The sequence below is a fragment of the Allomuricauda sp. MMSF_3307 genome (assembly GCF_030733585.1).
Taxonomy (GTDB): domain Bacteria; phylum Bacteroidota; class Bacteroidia; order Flavobacteriales; family Flavobacteriaceae; genus Flagellimonas.
The window spans coordinates 280,504-299,359 of the sequence record NZ_JASHIQ010000004.1; the positions used below are offsets into that span (position 1 = coordinate 280,504).

An 18,856-nucleotide genomic window follows, 5' to 3' on the forward strand; every position below is an offset into this window, starting at 1 on the left:
TTGTGATCTCTGAGGGCTTTTTTCAATTCTGAATTGCTACTGATTAGGATTCTTCTACCGATTTCCCGGTTATTTCAGTGACGGCAATGCGATATACCACCGGCATTTCCGCTTCCTGCAATCTTCCGGAAAAATGACTCAAGAAATGGGGTCGTTCCGCATTTTTATGATCTATGGTACGCTGCACACCCTCCGCAAAAAGTTGTAAATAATGCTTGGCTCGGTTTCCCGTAAGTTCCTGAAAATTGCCATGTACCTGCACGGATTCCCAATGACGGAAGGATTCGATTCTGTCCACTTGAAAGGATACCTTGTCGTGCTTTCGTAGGGAGTCCACTCTATGTCCGTTGGAGGCAAAACACAAAATGCTTTTTTCCTCCGGATCAAAATAATAGGTGGAGGGCACAACATAGGGTTGGTTGTTGGCAATGTAGGCCAATCGTCCCACATAGTTATCCGCCAAAAGACGTTCACATTGTAAGGGTTTCAAATCTGTCATGGTTTTTTGGTTTACGGTTTAAATCGGTTTTTGATTTCTGACCAAGTGTAAAGTGTACCGCCTTGTTCGTTTTTGATATTGATAGCTGTCTGCTCATTGGCAAAAGCACTGAGATATTCGCCCATGGGACTAGGTATATTTTCGCTGATCAAATACGTGGCCTTGGTAGCATCCACCAATTCTCTTGGTTGTTCGTAGTCGTTCACCAAGAACAGCGCTATTTCGGATTGGTCTTCCTTTTTGAGCTGGTTCAGCATACATTCAATGGCATCAAAATTAAAAACCTTGCCTTTTTGGGTGACCGATTGGGCCGCATGTTGTTGGTCCACAATGGTCATACTGCAAAAGTGGCATCCCACATGGCCGTAGTCGATGGATTTTGGGCCTATGGAACAGCTTAGGCAAAGTGCCAAGAGTATCAAATAGGGGGTAAACTGATTTTTCATGATATGGATTTTAGGTTTTGAGAGTTCTTCCATCCCATAAAGGAAGCGATTAGGGTAAGCATCATGCCTACGAACATAAGCCATCCTCCGGCGGCTGGCATAGAGGTCACATCAAAATTGAGCATTTTTACATGGCCCAATAATGGTGGTTTATAGGTCATGGGCGTTCCATCGGGATTGGTCAACTTCATAATGGCATTGGGATCTAAGTTGGTACCATAGTCTATCAACCAAAGGTTGAAATCATACATGCCCAATACCCCAAGGACGGACATCAATAGGAACCAGCCAATAAACCACTTGTAACTTACTTTGTTCAAATATCCAAAAATACCTACCAATACACCCAAAGAGATCATAATACCGATTACGATGGGAAAGGCACTGAACTCCCACATTTCCTCTGCTTTTGGGAGTGTATGCATTCCAATATAGTGGTTGAGACCATCAATATTTTGAATATCAAATTCGTTGACGCCTTGAAGACCATTGATGTGGATGTTCATGCCCAAAGGGTCAGGGTACTGAGGAGCTCCCAATACAATGTTCCAAAGTGGAAAAACGTACAATCCCAATAATAATAGTGGGCCAATGATCATAAGTAAACTAGCCTTTTTCATGTGTAGTTGTATTAAGTTGTAAACTGAATGTGGCTTTTTGGTGGGTGGGTGTTGCTGGTCTTGAAAAATAAAGCGGGCCGAACCTTTTGGCGGCCCGCTTTGTACAATGGTCCTTCAATCTACATTATTCTCCTAGGGACCATTTTAATTCTACATTCGAGTTGGCTGGGGATACGCGAACATATCCTTGCATCTCTTGGTGCAGTGCCGAACAGAAATCCGTACAGTAGAAGGGCCATACGCCGACCTGCTTGGGTTCCCATACCGAGGTTTTCGTCTGTCCGGGCATGATCAACAACTCAGAGGTGTTCTGGCCGATCATAGCAAAGCCATGGGGTACATCAAAATCCTGTTCGTGGTTGGTGATATGGAAATACACCTTATCGCCTACTTTAATCCCTTCGATATTATCCGGAGTAAAATGACTTCGTATTGTTGACATGTAAATATGCACCTCGTTGCCATCCCGCACCACTTTGGCATCTACGGGTGATTTTACGGCGTAAGGGTGTTCGTTTTCATCCAATCGATAGATTTTCTTTGATTTTGGGGCTAAAATGTCGGCCGGTATCCCAGCGGCATAATGGGGCTCCCCATGAGTTGGAAAATCATAGATTAATTCCATTTTATCCCCGGAGATATCGTAAATCTGTGCCGAGTGCTCCATTTCTGGGCCAGTGGGCAGATATCGGTCTTTGGTGATCTTGTTCATGGCCACTACGTATTTGCCGAATGGCTTTCTGGAGTTACCACCGGGAATCATCAAGTGACCCACAGAGTAGTAGGTGGGCTTTCTGTCGATAACTTCCCAGGTACCCAATTTCCATTTTACTACCTCCGAAGAGATGAAGAACGTGGTGTACGCATTTCCCTTACCATCGAACTCGGTATGCAATGGCCCAAGGCCACCACTCTTTACCTGTCCTGCCAAAACATCTTCAAAACTCAAGATGGGAATACCATAGGCCTCACCATCAAATTTTTCGCCTTCAATGGCCGCAATCATCTTATCAAAGGAGTGTACGGTCAAGTCTGCGGAGAGTTTCCCGTTTCCGATAATATACTGTCCACTTGGGTCCACATCACAACCGTGTGGCGACTTAGGTGTGGGCAAAAAGTACACAGCTCCGGGCACTTTTAGGGGATCCACGGTCAAGACCTCTTTTTTCATGGTCGTTGTGGCGGTGTGACTGCCTTCGTCATACAAGTTGTGTGCATAATTGGCGGGCATTTTGGTGCCACCGCCATTGTTCACGTATTCCTCAATTTTCTTCCAGTTGACCGCAGCAATAAAATCCTTGTCGTTTTGGGAGGCGTTCACCTCTTGCAAGGTGTGCGCTTCCTCGGTATTGTAGGTAGTGAAAAAGAACCAACCATGCGATTTTCCCCTACCAGGGTGGGAGAGGTCGTAGTTGAAACCGGGCATCAATAATTGGAATTTGAGGTCCATATGACCATGCTCTGGATCTACACTGATAAAGGACAAAGACCCTTTAAAATTGCTCTTGTACTCATTAATGGGCATGTCCCGTTGCGGAATGGGCACAGAAAAACGCGTTCCGGCCACCACATACTCTGTATTTTCCGTAATAAAGGAAGAACTGTGGTTACCCGCACTATTGGGTACTTCGATGATTTCCTCAGTTTCAAAAGTGCTCAGATTAATACGTGCTATCCTTGGGGTGTTATTACCGTTAATAAAGATCCAACGACCGTCCAATTCCCCATTGGTCTGGGAAATGTCGGGGTGGTGGGCATCATCCCATGGCACAAAACCATGAGAGGTGTTGAGCATAGGTTTGGTTTCTTCGGAATATCCGTACCCAGATGTTGGGAATTGGGAAAAAACAGGAATTTCCTTGAACATTCGTCCAGAAGGCAACCCGTACACGGTAAGGTTCCCACTATATCCTCCTGATAAAAAGGCATAGTATTCGTCTTGCTCTCCTGGAGCCACATATACTTTTTCGGCAGCGCTCGAAGAGAGGGCCCCATTGGAACTTTGATTCTGTTGACCGCAAGACGCCAGCATCAGTGCCGCACCCAAGGTCAATATAAAAGGGTTTTTGATTTTCATTATATCTAGTTTTACTTGTTTTTGATTTATTATTGGGTAGGCGGCAAGATGACCTTGTCCACCACATGTACAATTCCGTTACCTGCGGAAACACTCGCAATAATCTTTGCGCCACCGACATAGACTTCATTGTCCTTGACCTCGACCGCTACGTTTTGATCATTGGCCTGTCCCAGCTTTTTGAAATTCTTCAAAAAGTCTTTTGAGTAGTTCCCGGGGGTCACGTGATACTTCAGGATATTGGCCAAAGCATCTTTGTTTTCCGGTTTTAGGAGGTCTTCCACTGTCCCAGGGGGAAGCGCATCAAATGCGGCATTGGTAGGGGCAAAAACCATCAATGGTCCGGCATTCACCAATGCATTTTCCAGTTCGGCGGCCTGTACTGCGGCCACGAGCGTACTGTGATCGGATGACTTCAAGGCAATTTGAAGGATATTCGGCGTAGATGCCTCATCTTCAATAAAGGCCTGTCCCTTGTTGCTTTCCAGAACAGCTTCGTCCTGGCTTGGATTCGTCACCTCTTTTTTCTCTTGAGATTGATTTTTGCAGCTTCCGAGGATTACGGACAGGGCTAATAATCCAAGCATGCTAAGTTTTAAGGTTGATTTCATAAGGTCTATTTTAAAGTTCTAAAATATTCGAGGATTGCTCTTGCCTGATCTTTGGTAAGTCCTTGGTTGGACATGGGAGATCCATTGAATTCCTTTAAAAGGTCATTGGCCAAAGGATCTTTTTGAACCATTTCTTGTGGATTCAAAATCATGTTCATTACCCATTCTGGGGTTCTTCTTTCCAAAATGCCATTGGGCGGTGGACCGATGAATTTTTTTCCGATCCTATGGCAGGCCAAGCACATTTGGTCATACACTTTTTGGCCCTCTGCCGCCATGGCTTGGTCGATTTCCGGAGCTAGGTCAACCGATTTAACGGGTCCTACACCTTTGGTGGACAGGTCGACCCTTTCGGAAGCTTTTACCACATCGGTTGAGGTCTGTGCAGGCTGTTCCGTGGGAGCCTTTTTGCGTTCCACGCTAAAACCCTCATCTTTTTTTGATTCTTTTTTTCCTCCACATGCCATCATGATGAGGGCGAGTAGAAGTGTTATTCCTTTTATGGTTGCTTTCATGGCATAAATGATTATGAATTATGGTTCAAAAGTATAGTGGTCAAAACACCTATAACATGATTTAAGTCATATAAAGGATAAAAATATCTTTTAATCTTTGATTTTTATTTAAAGCAATGCTTTCCAACTCATCAAAATATGCCATTAAAGGAGTGCTATATCTGGCGCTGAACTCCGATGAGGACCATAAGATCATGGTGAGGGATATTTTTGATGCCGTTCATGTTCCCGAAGCTTATTTGGCCAAATTATTACAGGAGCTATCCAAGAAAGGGGTTATTTCTTCCATGCGAGGCCCCAAGGGAGGTTTTTATCTCAGCGAGCAAGACCGAAAAGGTACCTTAATGGATATCGTTCGCGTTATCGATGGCGAGAAAAGGGTACATTCCTGTGTTATGGGAAGTCGAAGCTGTGATGTGGACAATCCATGTGTACTCCACAAACATGTGGGGGACGCAACTTCCAACTTCATCAAGGTGTTGGAGCAGACCACCATTCTCGACCTTATTGAAGGAAAGCGCGATTTGGAAGAATTTTTCCCATCTTAGTCAAAGTGATATAAAAACCATCGAAACCTCTGCTTTTCTTCAGATTTTGCCTATTCGAACAACAATCATCGTGGGGATTTTGTGTTGGCCTTTTTACCAATCAACAAAACTGATGCACGTCATTTGATGTTTACTCGTAGATTTGGATTTTTATTAACGTGGTTTTGGTCAAAATCTTAGTATTTTGAAAAATTTAAAATTTAACCTGCGGGTTACGCCCGCAACAATTCCAATGTTTAATTTTGCACCCTAAATCTTCGAATGTATGATTGTATGGATTCTGTTCCTTTTGGGAATCCTCGTTTTTTTAGCCCTAGATCTTGGTGTATTTAATAAGAAGGCTCACGTTATCAGTGTTAAGGAAGCCTCCTTTTGGACCGCAGTTTGGGTAACGTTATCGCTTTTGTTCACCGGGGTCATTTACTGGCTCTATGGAACAGGAAAGGTGGACAATGTGGATGGGCTGACCCCAATGGACGCTAGTTTAAAATATATTACAGGCTACCTTATTGAATTATCCCTCAGTATCGACAACATCTTTGTCATCGCGGTTATTTTCACATCGTTTCAAATTCCCCAAAAATATCAGCACAGGGTTTTGTTTTGGGGTATTTTGGGGGCCATCATCTTTCGAGCGTTGATGATTTTCTTCGGAGTGGCCCTTATTAAGAAATTTAGCTTTACCACCTATATTTTCGGAGCTTTTCTGATTTTTACCGCACTTCGTATGTTGTTTTCCAAAGAGGAACCGTTCAACCCGAAGCAGTCGTTTGTATATCGAAACCTTCGGAAAATAATGCCCATCACTTCGCAGATGCAAGGACAGAAGTTTTTCATCAAACTAAGGCATATAACCGCAGCAACGCCGTTGTTCATTGCCTTGGTGGTGATCGAGTTTACCGATATCCTGTTTGCTTTGGACAGCGTCCCGGCCATTTTGGCGATTACCTCCGACCCCTTTTTGGTCTTCAGCTCCAATATATTTGCCATTTTGGGTCTTAGGTCGATGTACTTCTTTTTGGCCCATATGATCGATAGGTTCTACTATCTCAAATATAGTTTGGTGGCCATCTTAAGTTTTGTAGGGGTTAAGCTGATCCTGGCACACCATTACACCTTCCCTGAGTGGTTTTCGTTGAGCTTTATTGCCGTCGCGTTGCTGACCGGTATTCTTGCATCAAAAAAAGAGGAAAAAAAGACGGTTTGATCAGGTTTATGGGTTGCAATAATCGCAGTATTGCGGGTTTTCGTATTCCCTTTGGTTTGAGCGCGTTTCTGTAAAGCCACACTTTTGGCAGTTGTATACGTGCGCTTTCACGGACTTGGTCGGCATCCCGCAGTATTCACAGGGCAATCCCCGTTGTACTCCTTGAATCGAAAAACCAGGGACTTGGCATTTGGGACAGCACGATTTGATGTTTTTGATTAAATCCAAGGTGGCCTGTTCAATGGCCTTCATGCGCGTAGGGTTGTTCATGGCTCGCATATCGGTTTCAGCTTGCAAGGATGCTCCTTTATGAAGTAGCCGTTCCACAGTGTGCACGGTTTCTTCAAAGGATGAAAAATCCTTCCAAACCTGCTGCACTCCATGTATTGTTTTAAGGATGATACCGTGCTCGGGTGCACCAATTTCTTTGGCAAAGGATTCGAATTCCGATAGACTTTTGATTTCTCTTTTATGGTAATTGGTCTTTTCGGTCAAATGTCGACCTACGATTTCGAGTTTGTTCACGGTATCGGTCAACATGACCATTTCCTCGTTTCCCGGGATAAAAAAATAGGAAGGGTGGGGGCCAAATGATCCTTCACTGGCCACCACCAAACTTCCCTCGACCAACTCAATTGCTTTTTTGGTCTTTGCCCTCAGTGCTTCCAAAGGAGTGCCTTTTCGCTGTATTTCTCCTGAGAAGCTTCCGAAAGCATCCGTGTCCAAATCTTCCGCTACCGTACAGCGAACCTGTAGTTCGCGCTCCAATAGGGGTGCCAAAACCTGCTCTTTCCCATGCATCGTAGCAATGGTCACGGTTCTTCCTACAAATAGGTCATTTCCGTGGGCAGGTGTTTTCATGTGTTAGGCAATGGTCAATTCTTCGTGTACTTTTCGTTTTAAAAACCCATTGATAAACTGTTCCTCCTCTTTAAGTTCCAATTCTTGTTGGTCCAACCAGTGGATGCTGGTTCCTTTCTCTGGATCCATAATAATCAGGTGAATCCATTCGTTGGTCACTAACGACTTGAGTGCTTCGTACTTCGAAAGAATGGTATTTACCCGTTCCTTTGGTGCTTGGATTACCACAGTAAGCCGCAAAGGGGAGTGGTAGGGCTCGTTATCGGCGTTGTAGAGGGACTCCCATGGAAGCCCTGTCTGTAAATCGCCGCCATTACCTTGCACTACCCCAAACTTGCCTGTAATATTGTGGGTAGTCTTGGTTCCTGCACCAAACTTTCCGTTGTCCACGGTAGAAAAGTAATAATGGTTGTTGATCCATTGGGTCACTACCATGGGCCCTTGCATAATGGCTTCCAAAGCGGTTCCATCCGTATCGTTTTTCCAATCGTAGGAATGCAGGAAACACCTTCCGTCCAGATCAATATGTTGGGTAGTTTTTCTAGGTGCGATCACAAAGCTTGCATTTTTGGCCAATCCCCATTCCGGACGGGTCTCGCCCCAGTTACTGGCATTGATTTGCGCCATGGCTACACTGTTGCCCATAGCGCCCAACCGTTCTTGGGTCGCTGTAATTTGGGCTTTTTCAAGATTTGATTTTAGGTTGTCCAATAACTGTTGATGGGATGATGGAATATCTTTGTCAAACAGTTCGATTTCATCCGTGGTCGTATTGTGCTCCGCTCCCAAGAACCAGGTTGTGTCCGGAATCTTGAGGCCATATTGATTCTCCAATAGCTTTCTAACATCGGTGTTGTTTGCCATTTTGGCCAGCATTCTTGCGTTGTGTCGCCCAGGGCTGGCCGCACAGGCACCACAATCCAAGCTGGAACCAAATGGATTGTTGGCCGAGTGGCTTCCGTGGCCTACAAAAACGACCAAGGGAGCAAAATTTTGCCATCCCATCAAATCAAAACCGGATTTTACGATAGCGGCCTGTTCCGCTATCGGCACATTTAGATCATGGGTGCTTTGGGCGTTTTGCAATTGTGGGTCGCAAACCGACTCGTGTCCTGTCTTTCTCTTGTGGGAAAAACGATAGAGCGAAGCTGGACTTATGGTACGCGCCATAAGATGAAGTCCATAAAAGAAACCGGAGCCTTCCACAAAGCCAAAGGTGGAGGGCAACATGTTTTTCATTCGTTTCATGAAGTAGTTCCAGAATTGGGAAACCTCATTTTTCCTGTCCAGTTTTTGCTTTTCAACTTCCTTGTTTTCTTGAGCCACCTCTTTTACGGTGTAGCACGAATCCAAGATTGGGGGACAGGATTTTTGTGTAATACCGTTTTGGGAGTTCTCATAATCCATGGCAATCCCGAAAAAGCCCGCGTAACCAAAGGTTTCATAAAATCCTTTGGACTCCACGTGCCTACGGATCAATTCCGAACGCGTGTCGATACAAAATACCAGTTGCGCATCGGGAACACTGCTTTTTTTCTTGTTCAAGTCGATTTCTTTGGGCGAGTTGCCAAGAGTGTGGACCAATTCCAATTGCCAGCTTTTTTCCCATGCCTTGAGCCATAAGTGTTGTAGCTCCGCGATTTCGGTATCTGGCTGAGTCTTTATTTCATTGGACAACAACGCTATACCAAGTTGTTTGGCTGTCCATAATCGAACGGCAAGATACTGTTCCAGATTGATGGGGTATTGTTTTTGCCATTCCGTTTGGTTCTGTGTCCTTAGCTTAATATACCCTATCCACCCCGGCAAAGCGGCCAAGTGTTGGGTGAATAACTCCTGAATCTCCTTTTCGGAAAAATTATTGGTAAGCTGGATCAATGCTTCCTGACTGGTTTTTGGAATATCGTTGGTTCCGATGTTCCCAAAAATCTCGTCGTAGGGAGCGAGCTTTCTCCAAGCGTTGTAGAATCCGGAGGATTTAAATGGCATCTCCCATTCTGCCAATCCTTCGTCCATAAAAGCGGACAACCACTTTACCATGGCCCTGTCCAATTCGGCAAATGGATTGATATTCTCTACTGTTTGCTCGGATTCCATCAATGGCAAATAATGTTCTGGAAGCTTTTTATAGCCGTGTTTGTGCAGTACATTTTGCAAGACCCCAGCATTGATGTCTCCATTTTCCAGGGCTTTTCGGTAAACCGATGCCTTTGGGTAAACTGAGGTTCCCAAAACTTCCTTCGCCCGCTGTACTGCCTCTGTGAAAGGCAATTTTTCGTAACCGCTCAACGGATTCGAGGTCACAAAGGAATAGAGTGGCCAAGTGCTGCCAATATGATCTGCAGCTTTTTCTATGAGTGTGCTAATGGTGGTCGGGTTCATTGTGTTTTGGTTTTATACATTAAAATGGTCTTTTTTGATGGTTGGGATAGGTTCATCAGTTTTACGTACAGCCATGGTATTTGGCGGTACACCCCTAGTTTCATCAGAAAGAAACCGGTCAAAAACACTACTCCAAATGTGATCTGTAGCGGGGTTACCGGTGAAGGGACGGATATGATTTCCATACCGGTCATAAGCGCGGATACACCATTGTAAAAGAGGGCATAGGCACCAATCCCGGCCACAAAAAGAAAGGGGGGAACTATAAGTTTTTGTAGGCCGCTGAATGTTTTTTGCTTCACGATATTGTAGGTGGCCTGTCCAACCGTAATTGACGCGATAAGCGTGAGGAAAATTCCGCTATCCCACTCCATGCCTTTTCCGGTAAGTCTGGCAAAAATAAAGGCCCCAAGTAAGCTGAATAGCAATACGACCAAGGCTTCCAACCATTTGATCTTAATGACAGGGGGATGTTTAGGGTTCAAGCGTTCGATTTCCTCCCCAGAAGATAGGAACAAGTACGCCTTGTAAAATCCGTGTAAGATTAGGTGGGCAATCGCCGCATTGAAGAAACCAAGTCCACATTGCATGATCATAAAGCCCATTTGTGCAATGGTGGAACAGGCCAGCCGCTGTTTTACATTGGTTTGGATAAGTTTGGTGAACTGCGCCAAGATGGCCGTAAGTCCCCCAATTATAAAGAGCACATCCATGGTATGGGAGGCCACAATTACAGTGGCCAAAACAGTCAATACAATGCCCGAACCGTTCACGAATCCGGCATGCATCAAAGCGGAGGCAGGGGTAGGGGCGGTCATCGAGGACAACAACCATTTATGAAAGGGAAATATGGCTGATTGGATCAATGCCGCTACAATGATACATAGGGCCGCAATCACAATAATATGGTCAGGTGTTTTACCAATACCATTGATCACACCGCTCAAGGTGATGGTGTGGTTATACGATGCTAAAAGAAGCAAACCGATACTCAGAAAAACACTACCAATCACAAAATACTGACGAGCAAAACGTTTCGCTTCCCTGGCCTCTCCCCAGCGGGAATCCAGACCTATCAAATTGGACATCACGGCTCCCATCAATAGCCAGCTGAACATGAGCAACACAATGTGTTCGGATACCAAAAAGAGCATAACGGCAATGGTAAAGCCCAAACACAGGAGCATGAATTTGGAGCGTTGCCCACGATCTTTAAAATAGGAGCTGGCGTAGGTGGTAATCACACCTCCAAAAAAGGAAACCGTGGTCCACAATAAGGCCGAAAAGCCATTGAATTTTACTAATTCGCCCCATTTCCATTCGGGTACATTGGGAAAGTGAAATGCGGTAAAGATCAGGTTACCGATAAACATCAGCCAAAATAAAACCGGGATGGCCCCGGTAAAGACTGTTTTTTCGGATGATTTCCTGATGATGGTTGTGAGTTGAGTCATTTTCGTGTTTTTTTGAGGAAATTCCTATTTGTCTTTTTCTTCTGGAACGACACGTTGAACACCGCTACGCACTTTGGCCAACAATACCACCCCTACGATAAAACTGCACAGTAAGATGCGATCTAGGAACATGGATTGATTTAGGTATGACATAGCGATCATTAGGACCATGATAAGCAGTCCCAAAAGCACGGGGATAATATGTTTTGATTTTTGCATGTTGTCTTGATTTAGCATTTGCTGATGGTTTAGGAAGTATGTTGAATTAATCCACAAATTTGAATTCCAAAACGCCGTTGATTTGAACATTGCGGCCTTCAGCTCGCGCCTGGTTGATGATCATTCGGGCTGTTTGTCTTTCTTCCTCCAATTCTCCGATGCGACTGTCCAATAGGTTGGTCTTGCTATGGTGATTCCCTTCCCAAATTTTGAGTCTTTGGATTTTGTGAAAGTTGATTTTTTCATCGATCAATGAGGAGATAACATCGCAGGCCTCACTTGGTGTGAATGTCCCATCTACCAACTGAATCGTTTTTTGTTCAGTGGTCACTTTTGATAATTGCTTTGTTTCCATGGATGTGAGTTTAGATTTATTCTTTGTTGCAAAGGTTAGGTAAATAAGTCATTAAATTTTATTTATATTTATAATAACAAACATTAACTTCTTTTATGAACTACACTTTGCACCAACTACAGATATTCCTGAAAATAACTGAATTACAGAGCATTACGAAGGCTTCAGAGGAGCTTCACCTGACCCAGCCAGCAGTGTCCATACAGTTGAAAAATTTTCAAGATCAGTTTCCGATTCCCCTCACGGAAGTGGTGGGCAGACGACTTTTTGTCACGGATTTTGGAAAGGAAATTGCCCGAGCTGCCGAAAAGATTTTGAATCAAGTACAAGAAATCAACTACCGGACCATGGCGTATCAAGGAAAATTATCGGGTCGCCTTAAAATATCGGTCGTTTCCACCGGCAAGTATGTGATGCCTTATTTTATGTCGGATTTTATGGCAGAACATACCGGGGTAGATCTTATAATGGACGTGACGAACAAAACTAAGGTCGTCCGGAGTTTGGAACTCAATGAGGTTGATTTTGCCCTGGTTTCGGTGTTACCGGATAAATTGAAAGTAGATGGTGTCGAACTGATGCCCAATAAATTGTTTTATGTAAGCAATTATGATCGGGAATTACCAAAATCGCCTTCAAAAAAGCATCTTTTTGAACGAACGCCCCTGATTTATAGGGAACCTGGGTCTGCAACGCGCAATGCGATGGAAGGCTTTATCGAAAAGAATAATTTTAAGGTCAACAAAACCATGGAGCTTACCTCCAACGAAGCTGTAAAACAGGCCGTAATTGCGGGATTGGGATGTTCCATAATGCCATTGATCGGAAACAAGAACGCACTTCGTAACAAAGACCTCAAAATTGTGCCCGTGAAAGGGTTGCCCATTATTACCAATTGGAACTTGATTTGGTTGCAATCCAAAAATCTTTCACCCGCTGCCGTGGCCTTTCTGGATTATCTGAGGGAGCGCAAGGAATTCATCATCCAGGATAAATTTGATTGGATTTCCGATTTTTCATAAAAAAAGCGCCGTACCCAAGGCATGGCGCTTTTTGATGTCTCTGTCTCAGAAAACCTTAAAGGTTTATTAGGGGTGCAACTACACCAATTTCATGTTTTTGGGATCCCAATGCATGATTTTTTTATCAAAATAGCTGGTGTTGCAGGCAAGTGCTGGAGCGGCTGCCCTAAATCCAAACTCTGCATCTTCCACAACCGTTTTACCATCACGGATGGCGTCAAAAAAGTTGGTGAAGTGATCCAAATGTGAGCTGTATCCTTCAGGAGCTTTATAGATTACATCACCTTTTGGATGTCTTTTTTGTTGTGCCTCGGTCCATTTGGTATTATAAGCGGCAGTCATCCGCTTTTGCATTTCTTCAGGGAAGGTGAAAACAGAATCATAACCTCCAAATCCGGGAGCTTCGGGCATTTTGCTGTATCCCACCGTAATATCGTCCCCATTGATGGTAATGGTGCCTTCCGAACCAATTAGCTCTATGACCTCCTGACCTCCGGTACCGCTGATGAAATTCACCCGTAGGTTCAACTGGAAAGCAGGATGCTCTTCGCTATCTGGATATTGCATGACACCGGACATCACATCGGGCATGTTCCTGCCATCTTTCCAGTAACTGAACTGTCCAGTGCTATAAATGCTCTCTGGTCCTTTTGAATTGGTAATCAAATGTGTACCGCTCAGTAAATGGATGTAAAGGTCGCCGGCAACGCCTGTTCCAAATTCCTTAAAGGCCCTCCACCAAAAGAACTTTTTGGCATCAAATGGCATTTTATCAGTGATTTCGATAAAGGTTTCCCAATCCGTGGTCTCGGCACTGGCGTCGTCTGGAATGGTGTATTCCCATGCTCCGATGGAACTTTGACGGTCCCATGCCGCAGAAACCATGTTCAAGTCCCCGATTTCTCCGGCAGCCAAGAGCTCTTTTGCCTTTTCATAGCCCACACTGCTTACACGTTGACTACCAATTTGGACCACCTTGCCCGATTTTTTTGCCGCTTCCATAACCGGATAGCCTTCATCGATTTTATGAACCATCGGTTTCTCTAGATACACATGCTTGCCTTTGGCAAGCGCATCCAATGTCATCTGCGCATGCCACACATCGGTGGTACAGATAAGCACCGCATCAATATCGTCCCTGTCCAACAGGTCCTTGTAATTTCGGGTAACGTACAAGTCCTTGCCAAATTCTTCCTGTGCCCGAATCAGTCGGCCTTCATAAAGGTCACAAATACCGGCAAGCTCTACTCCAGGAACACGGAGGGCAGTGGATAGGTCAAAATGGCCTTGGACGCCGTAGCCGATCACACCGATACGGACGGTATCGTTGCTCCCAAACCCTTTTTGATAGCGAAGTATGCGCTCTTCGGCCTTTTCTTGGGCTGCAAATGAGATAAAGGGGGTGCTTGCCGTAGCCAGCGTAGTGGCCCCAATTTGACGTAAAAACTTTCTTCTTTTGTTGGAATCGTTGTTTTTCATGTGTTTTGGTTTCTTATTTTCTTCTAGTTGACGGAATAGCTCACAAAAGCGACCTTTTTGCTATCGGGACTCCATGAGGGCACATTGATGGTGCCTTGGCCCCCAAAGAACACGGGGGTAATATCCTTAATTTCCCTTGTTTCCAGATTCATCAATCTTAACTTTACTTGCTTACCGAATAAGTGATTCTGTTTTTGGTCCGAAGTATAGGCGATATATACAATCCATTTGCCGTCTGGGCTAGGGTGGGGGAACCAATTGGAATTTTTGTCAAAAGTCAATTGTTCCTGGTTTTTGCCATTTGGGTCCATTCTCCACAATTGCATGTGCCCGGATTTATAGGAATTATAATAGATGTACTTACCATCTGGGGAATATTCAGGGCCATCATCCAACCCTTCCGCATTGGTCAGTCTTTTTTCCTCACCACCTTCCACTGGGATGGTATAGATGTCATAATTTCCATTTCGCTCGGCGCAATAGGCCAATCTTTTGCCATCTGGCGACCATCCGTGCCAATAAGAAGGCACTTTAGAGGTTACCTTTCGCGGCGTACCACCACCAATAGGAAGAACGTAAATGGCAGGTTTGTAGGGTTTGGTTGAGGGGTGTTCCCTGTCGTTATGGCTAATGGCCAGCCATTTGTTATCTGGAGAAATGCCATGGTCATTATTGCATTCGTCGGCAAAGCCGGTTTCCAATAGTTCCAGCTCTTTACGTTCAAGGTCCAAGGTATATAACTTCCCTCTACTGTTTACGATCAAATAATTTTCCGGGTGCCAATTGGGGGCTTCAAAATGCTCATTTATCGTTAGTACCGTTTCAATGCTCCCGGTTTCGATGTCTACGGTCTGTATGTAACTGGTAGTATCCATTTTTTGTTTTGTAGGGTTATTGTAGGTATGGATGGACTGTCCCACTAATTTCCATTGATTGTTCCATTTTTCCAAAAAACGTGTTTCATGGGATAGGGACACCTTTCCATTGGTGTCCACCGAAACTTCATCATGGTTCACCCATGCCATATCGCTGCCGATTTTCATTCTGTGATTGGAATGAAAGGCAAATCCACCATCTCCCATCATGCCCGGTTGAGGGGCGATCATGGTTTTTGAGGGCAGGTTGAAGGTGTTTCCATCTGCCGTAGAAACCATAATGCGTCCATAAGGCCGCTCCAGCCAGCATTCGGCATGTCCCTCTTTGTCCCCCATACGCCAGGTCCTTCCTTCTTTTTCCAATAATGTGATGATTTCCAGGGAATCTTTCGATTGCTGGGCGGATACGGAAATGCTGGATAAAATACTGAATAAAAATAGGCAGGACTTTGAAAGCGACAATTGAAATTGGCGCACGAGAAGCTGCTGAAGATGTAAAAAAACCTTCATGTTTGGTTGTTTAGTTTTGGTGTGCGCCCTAAATATACGGCTTTGCCATTATAATTGGGATGGGTTCTTTACTGTCCGTAGATGCACAGATGAGCCCAAAAAAGACAGTTTTTGGTTATAACTTATTGAATTTTAGCTCTTTGTGTTGAAATCAATTTAAATAGGGGCAATTCAAGAAAAGGGTAAAGGCTCAATCTTTCACAAAAGTCACGCAAAACGTTGTACCTTTTAAAGGGATGCTTTCCACAGAGATGCTGCCTCCCATCGACTCGATTTGGTTCTTGGTTATGAACAAACCTATACCTCGGGCATCTTTATTCCCATGGAAAACCTTGTACATCCCAAATAGTTTTTGGCCATATTTTTCCAAATCTATGCCCAAACCATTGTCAGCTACCTTCAACATAATGGTTTGTCCCTCCTCAAAAGCTGTAATGGATACGAAGTTATCTTTCTTTTTTGGATCACGATATTTGATGGCATTGGAAACAAGGTTGAGCACAACGCTCTCCAAATAAGCCAGCACCCCTTTGATCTGTAATTCTTTGGGTACATCCACCTCGATTCGGATATCGTCCTTCTCTATGATGGCCTGTAGATCCATCAGCACTTTTTGGACGATGTAGTTGAGGTGTACGGACTTTAGATTTTCATCGGTCCTTAATTTTACCTGCACCACTTCGTTGAGATGCGAAATTGTTTCGTTGAGCCCACTGGTCGCTCTGCCCAACATGGTCAAACTGTCCGATCGCTCGCTGTCGCCCAAGGTTTCGTCGTTCAAAAAGCCATTGATCATCGTCAGGTTGGCGGCATGTGACCTTAGGTTATGTGACACGATATGTGCAAAGTTCAATAGGCTGTTGTTCTGGTTGGACGAAAGTTCCAAAAGCCCCTTTAATTTATCCTCGGCCTTGATTCGTTCCGAAATATCAACCATTTGTGAGATGAAATGCGTGATGTCCCCATCAATACCGCGTGCTGCGGTCACTGTAAGTATGGTATGGACGAAGCTTCCATTTTTATGAATATATCTCTTCTCAATTTGATAAGTACTGCGCTTTCCATGGATGAGTTCTTTTAGGAGGGAAAGGTCGTTCTCCAAATCATCGGGATGTGTTATATCTTGGAACCGCATGTTGAGGAGAGCATCCTTGCGGTACCCGATACTTTTGCACAAGCTTTGATTGACGTTGATAAACTTACCGTTCGTCGCTACCAGTGCCATTCCAACAGAAGAGTTTTCCAAAGTGGACTGAAGGGATTCCTCGCTTTTAAGTAATTGTAGTTGGGTGACCTTTAAGGCGGTGATATCTTCGTTGATCCCGATCATTTTTAAGGGATTTCCGTCCCTGTCCCGAATAACCGTGGCCTCTGCCCGGATCCAGCGGGCTTCTCCGTTGGGCCATCGAACCCTGAAAATCGTATCAAAGTTTCGGATACCTGCAATTGCATCATTGACCTCTGAGGCAGTAATTTCGGCATCATCCGGGTGAACACAAGCTTCCCATGCTTCGTATACGCCTTTAAAATCATTTTTTTTGATGCCGTACAAACGGTACATATTATCATCCCAAAGTAGTTGGTTGTTGGAGATATCAAACTCCCAAATTCCAATACCCGCCGTTTTTGTGGCTATGGATAATCTATCGCTTAACTTTTTGAACTCAAGTTCGGTTTTTTTACGTCTGTCAATATCTTGAAAGGTGCCAACGATGCGTACGCATTTTCCGTCCAACAATTCAGGTTCCCCAATCGCTCTTACCCAAACTTCCTTTCCTTTTGCGGTCACAATTTGAAGTTCGGTATCCCAAGATTTACCCTTTTCCCGGCATTCTTGGACCAATTTACTGATTGTTTCACGGCTATGTCCTTCTTTATAAAAGGAGATGCCCTTCTCCAGATCGGGCACGTAATCCTGGGGAACTTCGTGGATTTCCTTAGTGATTTTGGACCAATAAATCGTGTTCCTTACAAAGTCGACTTCCCATCCTCCTATTCTTGCCACCTCTTGGGACCGCATCATCAGGTCTTCTTCCCTTCGTCTATGGGTCACATCCTCCAAAATGATGAGAATGCAAGTGGAGGATTCACTTTTGCACGAAATATTGTTGATTTTCCAATCGTACCACACATAATCCCCATTTTTCAGGACTTTACGTTTAGTGTCCGATCTCTTTTCGATTCCCTCCAAGCAGTAGTCAATATCCAATTCCAATTCATCTGGAAGTTCGGGCATTACCGAAAAGAAACTTTTCCCTTCAATATCATCTGTTAGGCCAAATTGGTCCAGCCAGGTTTTGGAGAAGTCCAAGAAAGACTTGTTCTCATCCAAAATGGCAAAGGGAAGTGCGGCATTGTGAAGGATGGATTCAGTTGAGGTCATCTGGGGCTAGGTTAAATCCAAAATACTAAACCCCAAAAGTACGTCATTATTGCCTATTTCTACCTTAAAGCATGGGTTTTAGCACTTTCCACACGTTTTCAGCGACCAATTTTTGCCCTTTTTCGGTTGGATGTATGCCATCGGCCTGATTCAGCTCGGGAATACCCGCAACATCTTCCAATAAAAATGGAATAAGTGCTATTTGTTCACGTGCTGCCAAATTTGGAAAAATGTTCTCAAATTCAGCGGTATACTCTGGACCCATATTGGGAGGAATCTTCATACCGGCCAATATGATCTTGGCATTGGGCAGCTCTTTCTGTACTTGGTCTACCATCGCCTGAAGATTGGAAGCTGTTTCGGTCAATGGAATCCCTCTCAACCCGTCATTGGCTCCCAATTCGATGATAACGATATCAATGTCCTCTTCCAACACCCAATCCAATCGATTTTTGCCACTAGCGGTGGTCTCGCCACTGAGCCCAGCATTGATCACGGAGTAATTCAGCCCCAAAGAATCAATTTTTTGTTGGATGACCGACGGAAAAGCCTCACCCATTTCTAGACCGTAGCCAGCGGTTAAACTATCGCCAAAAAAGAGTATTTTTTTATTGGAATCGGCAGACTCGGCAACTACCGTTTCTTCTGCTGGAACCGATTCCTGTTTTTCTTTTTTGGAACTCTTTTCACCACAGCCAGAAATTAGTAAGATCAAAAAATAACAAAACATTAACGGACTGCGGAAGCTTGGGATTTTCTTGGTCATGGGCAATTTTAGTATTTTGAGAGTTTT

General features: G+C 44.3%; 18 protein-coding genes. 3 read left to right on the plus strand and 15 right to left on the minus strand.

The genetic code is table 11. The annotated features are described in order from the left end of the window. Nucleotides 1-43: 43 nt before the first annotated feature. The 6 genes from RBB12_RS11990 to RBB12_RS12015 all read right to left on the minus strand — a co-directional run bounded on the left by RBB12_RS11990 (nucleotide 44) and on the right by RBB12_RS12015 (nucleotide 4,768). Nucleotides 44-499, minus strand: coding sequence for a pyridoxamine 5'-phosphate oxidase family protein (locus RBB12_RS11990; RefSeq protein ID WP_306014217.1), 456 nt, complete (start codon nucleotides 497-499; stop codon nucleotides 44-46). Between the two features lie 11 nt (nucleotides 500-510). Then, complete coding sequence (locus tag RBB12_RS11995) at nucleotides 511-945, minus strand: nitrous oxide reductase accessory protein NosL (protein ID WP_306014218.1); 435 nt, start codon at nucleotides 943-945, stop codon at nucleotides 511-513. Further along, a complete protein-coding gene (locus tag RBB12_RS12000) occupies nucleotides 942-1,565 on the minus strand; it encodes a hypothetical protein (protein ID WP_306014219.1) in 624 nt (207 codons plus the stop codon). The genes RBB12_RS11995 and RBB12_RS12000 overlap by 4 nt, the downstream gene beginning before the upstream one ends. Before the next feature lie 124 nt (nucleotides 1,566-1,689). Further along, a complete protein-coding gene (gene nosZ / locus RBB12_RS12005) occupies nucleotides 1,690-3,597 on the minus strand; it encodes a Sec-dependent nitrous-oxide reductase (RefSeq protein WP_306014321.1) in 1,908 nt (635 codons plus the stop codon). Nucleotides 3,598-3,671: 74 nt separating this feature from the next. Continuing rightward, nucleotides 3,672-4,253 carry a fasciclin domain-containing protein gene (locus RBB12_RS12010; protein ID WP_306014220.1) on the minus strand — a complete coding sequence of 194 codons (582 nt, stop codon included), beginning with the start codon at nucleotides 4,251-4,253 and terminating at the stop codon, nucleotides 3,672-3,674. Between the two features lie 5 nt (nucleotides 4,254-4,258). Then, a complete protein-coding gene (locus RBB12_RS12015; RefSeq protein ID WP_306014221.1) occupies nucleotides 4,259-4,768 on the minus strand; it encodes a c-type cytochrome in 510 nt (169 codons plus the stop codon). A 116-nt stretch (nucleotides 4,769-4,884) separates the two neighbouring features. Here RBB12_RS12015 and RBB12_RS12020 point away from each other — a divergent pair, with 116 nt between their 5' ends. Both RBB12_RS12020 and RBB12_RS12025 read left to right on the plus strand, forming a co-directional pair. Then, the gene (locus RBB12_RS12020; protein ID WP_306014222.1) at nucleotides 4,885-5,316 is read left to right on the plus strand and encodes an Rrf2 family transcriptional regulator; all 432 of its coding nucleotides are present in this window, start codon (nucleotides 4,885-4,887) and stop codon (nucleotides 5,314-5,316) included. Between the two features lie 265 nt (nucleotides 5,317-5,581). After that, a complete protein-coding gene (locus RBB12_RS12025; protein WP_306014223.1) occupies nucleotides 5,582-6,523 on the plus strand; it encodes a TerC family protein in 942 nt (313 codons plus the stop codon). A gap of 6 nt (nucleotides 6,524-6,529) precedes the next feature. Here RBB12_RS12025 and RBB12_RS12030 read toward each other — a convergent pair whose 3' ends face one another. From RBB12_RS12030 to RBB12_RS12050, 5 genes are read right to left on the minus strand one after another with little or no spacing between them, the layout of a single operon-like run. After that, on the minus strand, nucleotides 6,530-7,384 hold the full coding sequence (locus tag RBB12_RS12030; protein ID WP_306014224.1) for a DUF6671 family protein: 855 nt from the start codon (nucleotides 7,382-7,384) through the stop codon (nucleotides 6,530-6,532). Between the two features lie 3 nt (nucleotides 7,385-7,387). Then, nucleotides 7,388-9,766 carry a DUF2309 domain-containing protein gene (locus RBB12_RS12035; RefSeq protein WP_306014225.1) on the minus strand — a complete coding sequence of 793 codons (2,379 nt, stop codon included), beginning with the start codon at nucleotides 9,764-9,766 and terminating at the stop codon, nucleotides 7,388-7,390. Beyond that, nucleotides 9,763-11,220 carry a proton-conducting transporter membrane subunit gene (locus RBB12_RS12040; protein ID WP_306014226.1) on the minus strand — a complete coding sequence of 486 codons (1,458 nt, stop codon included), beginning with the start codon at nucleotides 11,218-11,220 and terminating at the stop codon, nucleotides 9,763-9,765. Before RBB12_RS12040 ends, RBB12_RS12035 begins: the two co-directional genes overlap by 4 nt. 24 nt (nucleotides 11,221-11,244) lie before the next feature. After that, nucleotides 11,245-11,439 (minus strand): hypothetical protein, encoded by a 195-nt coding sequence (locus tag RBB12_RS12045; RefSeq protein WP_179384700.1) that lies wholly within the window; start codon nucleotides 11,437-11,439, stop codon nucleotides 11,245-11,247. 46 nt (nucleotides 11,440-11,485) lie between these two features. Beyond that, a complete protein-coding gene (locus RBB12_RS12050; protein WP_293287512.1) occupies nucleotides 11,486-11,794 on the minus strand; it encodes a hypothetical protein in 309 nt (102 codons plus the stop codon). A gap of 95 nt (nucleotides 11,795-11,889) precedes the next feature. On the opposite strand from RBB12_RS12050, the gene RBB12_RS12055 reads away from it, so the two are divergent. Beyond that, on the plus strand, nucleotides 11,890-12,816 hold the full coding sequence (locus tag RBB12_RS12055; RefSeq protein ID WP_306014227.1) for a LysR family transcriptional regulator: 927 nt from the start codon (nucleotides 11,890-11,892) through the stop codon (nucleotides 12,814-12,816). A gap of 78 nt (nucleotides 12,817-12,894) precedes the next feature. Here the strand turns inward: RBB12_RS12055 and RBB12_RS12060 are convergent, their stop codons facing one another. The 4 genes from RBB12_RS12060 to RBB12_RS12075 all read right to left on the minus strand — a co-directional run bounded on the left by RBB12_RS12060 (nucleotide 12,895) and on the right by RBB12_RS12075 (nucleotide 18,829). Beyond that, the gene (locus RBB12_RS12060; RefSeq protein WP_306014228.1) at nucleotides 12,895-14,295 is read right to left on the minus strand and encodes a Gfo/Idh/MocA family protein; all 1,401 of its coding nucleotides are present in this window, start codon (nucleotides 14,293-14,295) and stop codon (nucleotides 12,895-12,897) included. 23 nt (nucleotides 14,296-14,318) lie between these two features. Continuing rightward, a complete protein-coding gene (locus RBB12_RS12065; RefSeq protein ID WP_306014229.1) occupies nucleotides 14,319-15,680 on the minus strand; it encodes a TolB family protein in 1,362 nt (453 codons plus the stop codon). A gap of 190 nt (nucleotides 15,681-15,870) precedes the next feature. Beyond that, nucleotides 15,871-18,063 (minus strand): PAS domain S-box protein, encoded by a 2,193-nt coding sequence (locus tag RBB12_RS12070; RefSeq protein WP_306014230.1) that lies wholly within the window; start codon nucleotides 18,061-18,063, stop codon nucleotides 15,871-15,873. A gap of 64 nt (nucleotides 18,064-18,127) precedes the next feature. Continuing rightward, the gene (locus RBB12_RS12075; protein WP_306014233.1) at nucleotides 18,128-18,829 is read right to left on the minus strand and encodes an arylesterase; all 702 of its coding nucleotides are present in this window, start codon (nucleotides 18,827-18,829) and stop codon (nucleotides 18,128-18,130) included. Nucleotides 18,830-18,856 lie beyond the last annotated feature (27 nt).

What these genes read in the sequence shown, in the direction of transcription:
- RBB12_RS11990 (WP_306014217.1), bottom strand. Translation starts at nt 499, where the DNA reads ATGACAGATTTGAAACCCTTACAATGTGAACGTCTTTTGGCGGATAAC.
- RBB12_RS11995 (WP_306014218.1), bottom strand. Translation starts at nt 945, where the DNA reads ATGAAAAATCAGTTTACCCCCTATTTGATACTCTTGGCACTTTGCCTA.
- RBB12_RS12000 (WP_306014219.1), bottom strand. Translation starts at nt 1,565, where the DNA reads ATGAAAAAGGCTAGTTTACTTATGATCATTGGCCCACTATTATTATTG.
- nosZ (WP_306014321.1), bottom strand. Translation starts at nt 3,597, where the DNA reads ATGCTGGCGTCTTGCGGTCAACAGAATCAAAGTTCCAATGGGGCCCTC.
- RBB12_RS12010 (WP_306014220.1), bottom strand. Translation starts at nt 4,253, where the DNA reads ATGAAATCAACCTTAAAACTTAGCATGCTTGGATTATTAGCCCTGTCC.
- RBB12_RS12015 (WP_306014221.1), bottom strand. Translation starts at nt 4,768, where the DNA reads ATGAAAGCAACCATAAAAGGAATAACACTTCTACTCGCCCTCATCATG.
- RBB12_RS12020 (WP_306014222.1), top strand. Translation starts at nt 4,885, where the DNA reads ATGCTTTCCAACTCATCAAAATATGCCATTAAAGGAGTGCTATATCTG.
- RBB12_RS12025 (WP_306014223.1), top strand. Translation starts at nt 5,582, where the DNA reads ATGATTGTATGGATTCTGTTCCTTTTGGGAATCCTCGTTTTTTTAGCC.
- RBB12_RS12030 (WP_306014224.1), bottom strand. Translation starts at nt 7,384, where the DNA reads ATGAAAACACCTGCCCACGGAAATGACCTATTTGTAGGAAGAACCGTG.
- RBB12_RS12035 (WP_306014225.1), bottom strand. Translation starts at nt 9,766, where the DNA reads ATGAACCCGACCACCATTAGCACACTCATAGAAAAAGCTGCAGATCAT.
- RBB12_RS12040 (WP_306014226.1), bottom strand. Translation starts at nt 11,220, where the DNA reads ATGACTCAACTCACAACCATCATCAGGAAATCATCCGAAAAAACAGTC.
- RBB12_RS12045 (WP_179384700.1), bottom strand. Translation starts at nt 11,439, where the DNA reads ATGCAAAAATCAAAACATATTATCCCCGTGCTTTTGGGACTGCTTATC.
- RBB12_RS12050 (WP_293287512.1), bottom strand. Translation starts at nt 11,794, where the DNA reads ATGGAAACAAAGCAATTATCAAAAGTGACCACTGAACAAAAAACGATT.
- RBB12_RS12055 (WP_306014227.1), top strand. Translation starts at nt 11,890, where the DNA reads ATGAACTACACTTTGCACCAACTACAGATATTCCTGAAAATAACTGAA.
- RBB12_RS12060 (WP_306014228.1), bottom strand. Translation starts at nt 14,295, where the DNA reads ATGAAAAACAACGATTCCAACAAAAGAAGAAAGTTTTTACGTCAAATT.
- RBB12_RS12065 (WP_306014229.1), bottom strand. Translation starts at nt 15,680, where the DNA reads ATGAAGGTTTTTTTACATCTTCAGCAGCTTCTCGTGCGCCAATTTCAA.
- RBB12_RS12070 (WP_306014230.1), bottom strand. Translation starts at nt 18,063, where the DNA reads ATGACCTCAACTGAATCCATCCTTCACAATGCCGCACTTCCCTTTGCC.
- RBB12_RS12075 (WP_306014233.1), bottom strand. Translation starts at nt 18,829, where the DNA reads ATGACCAAGAAAATCCCAAGCTTCCGCAGTCCGTTAATGTTTTGTTAT.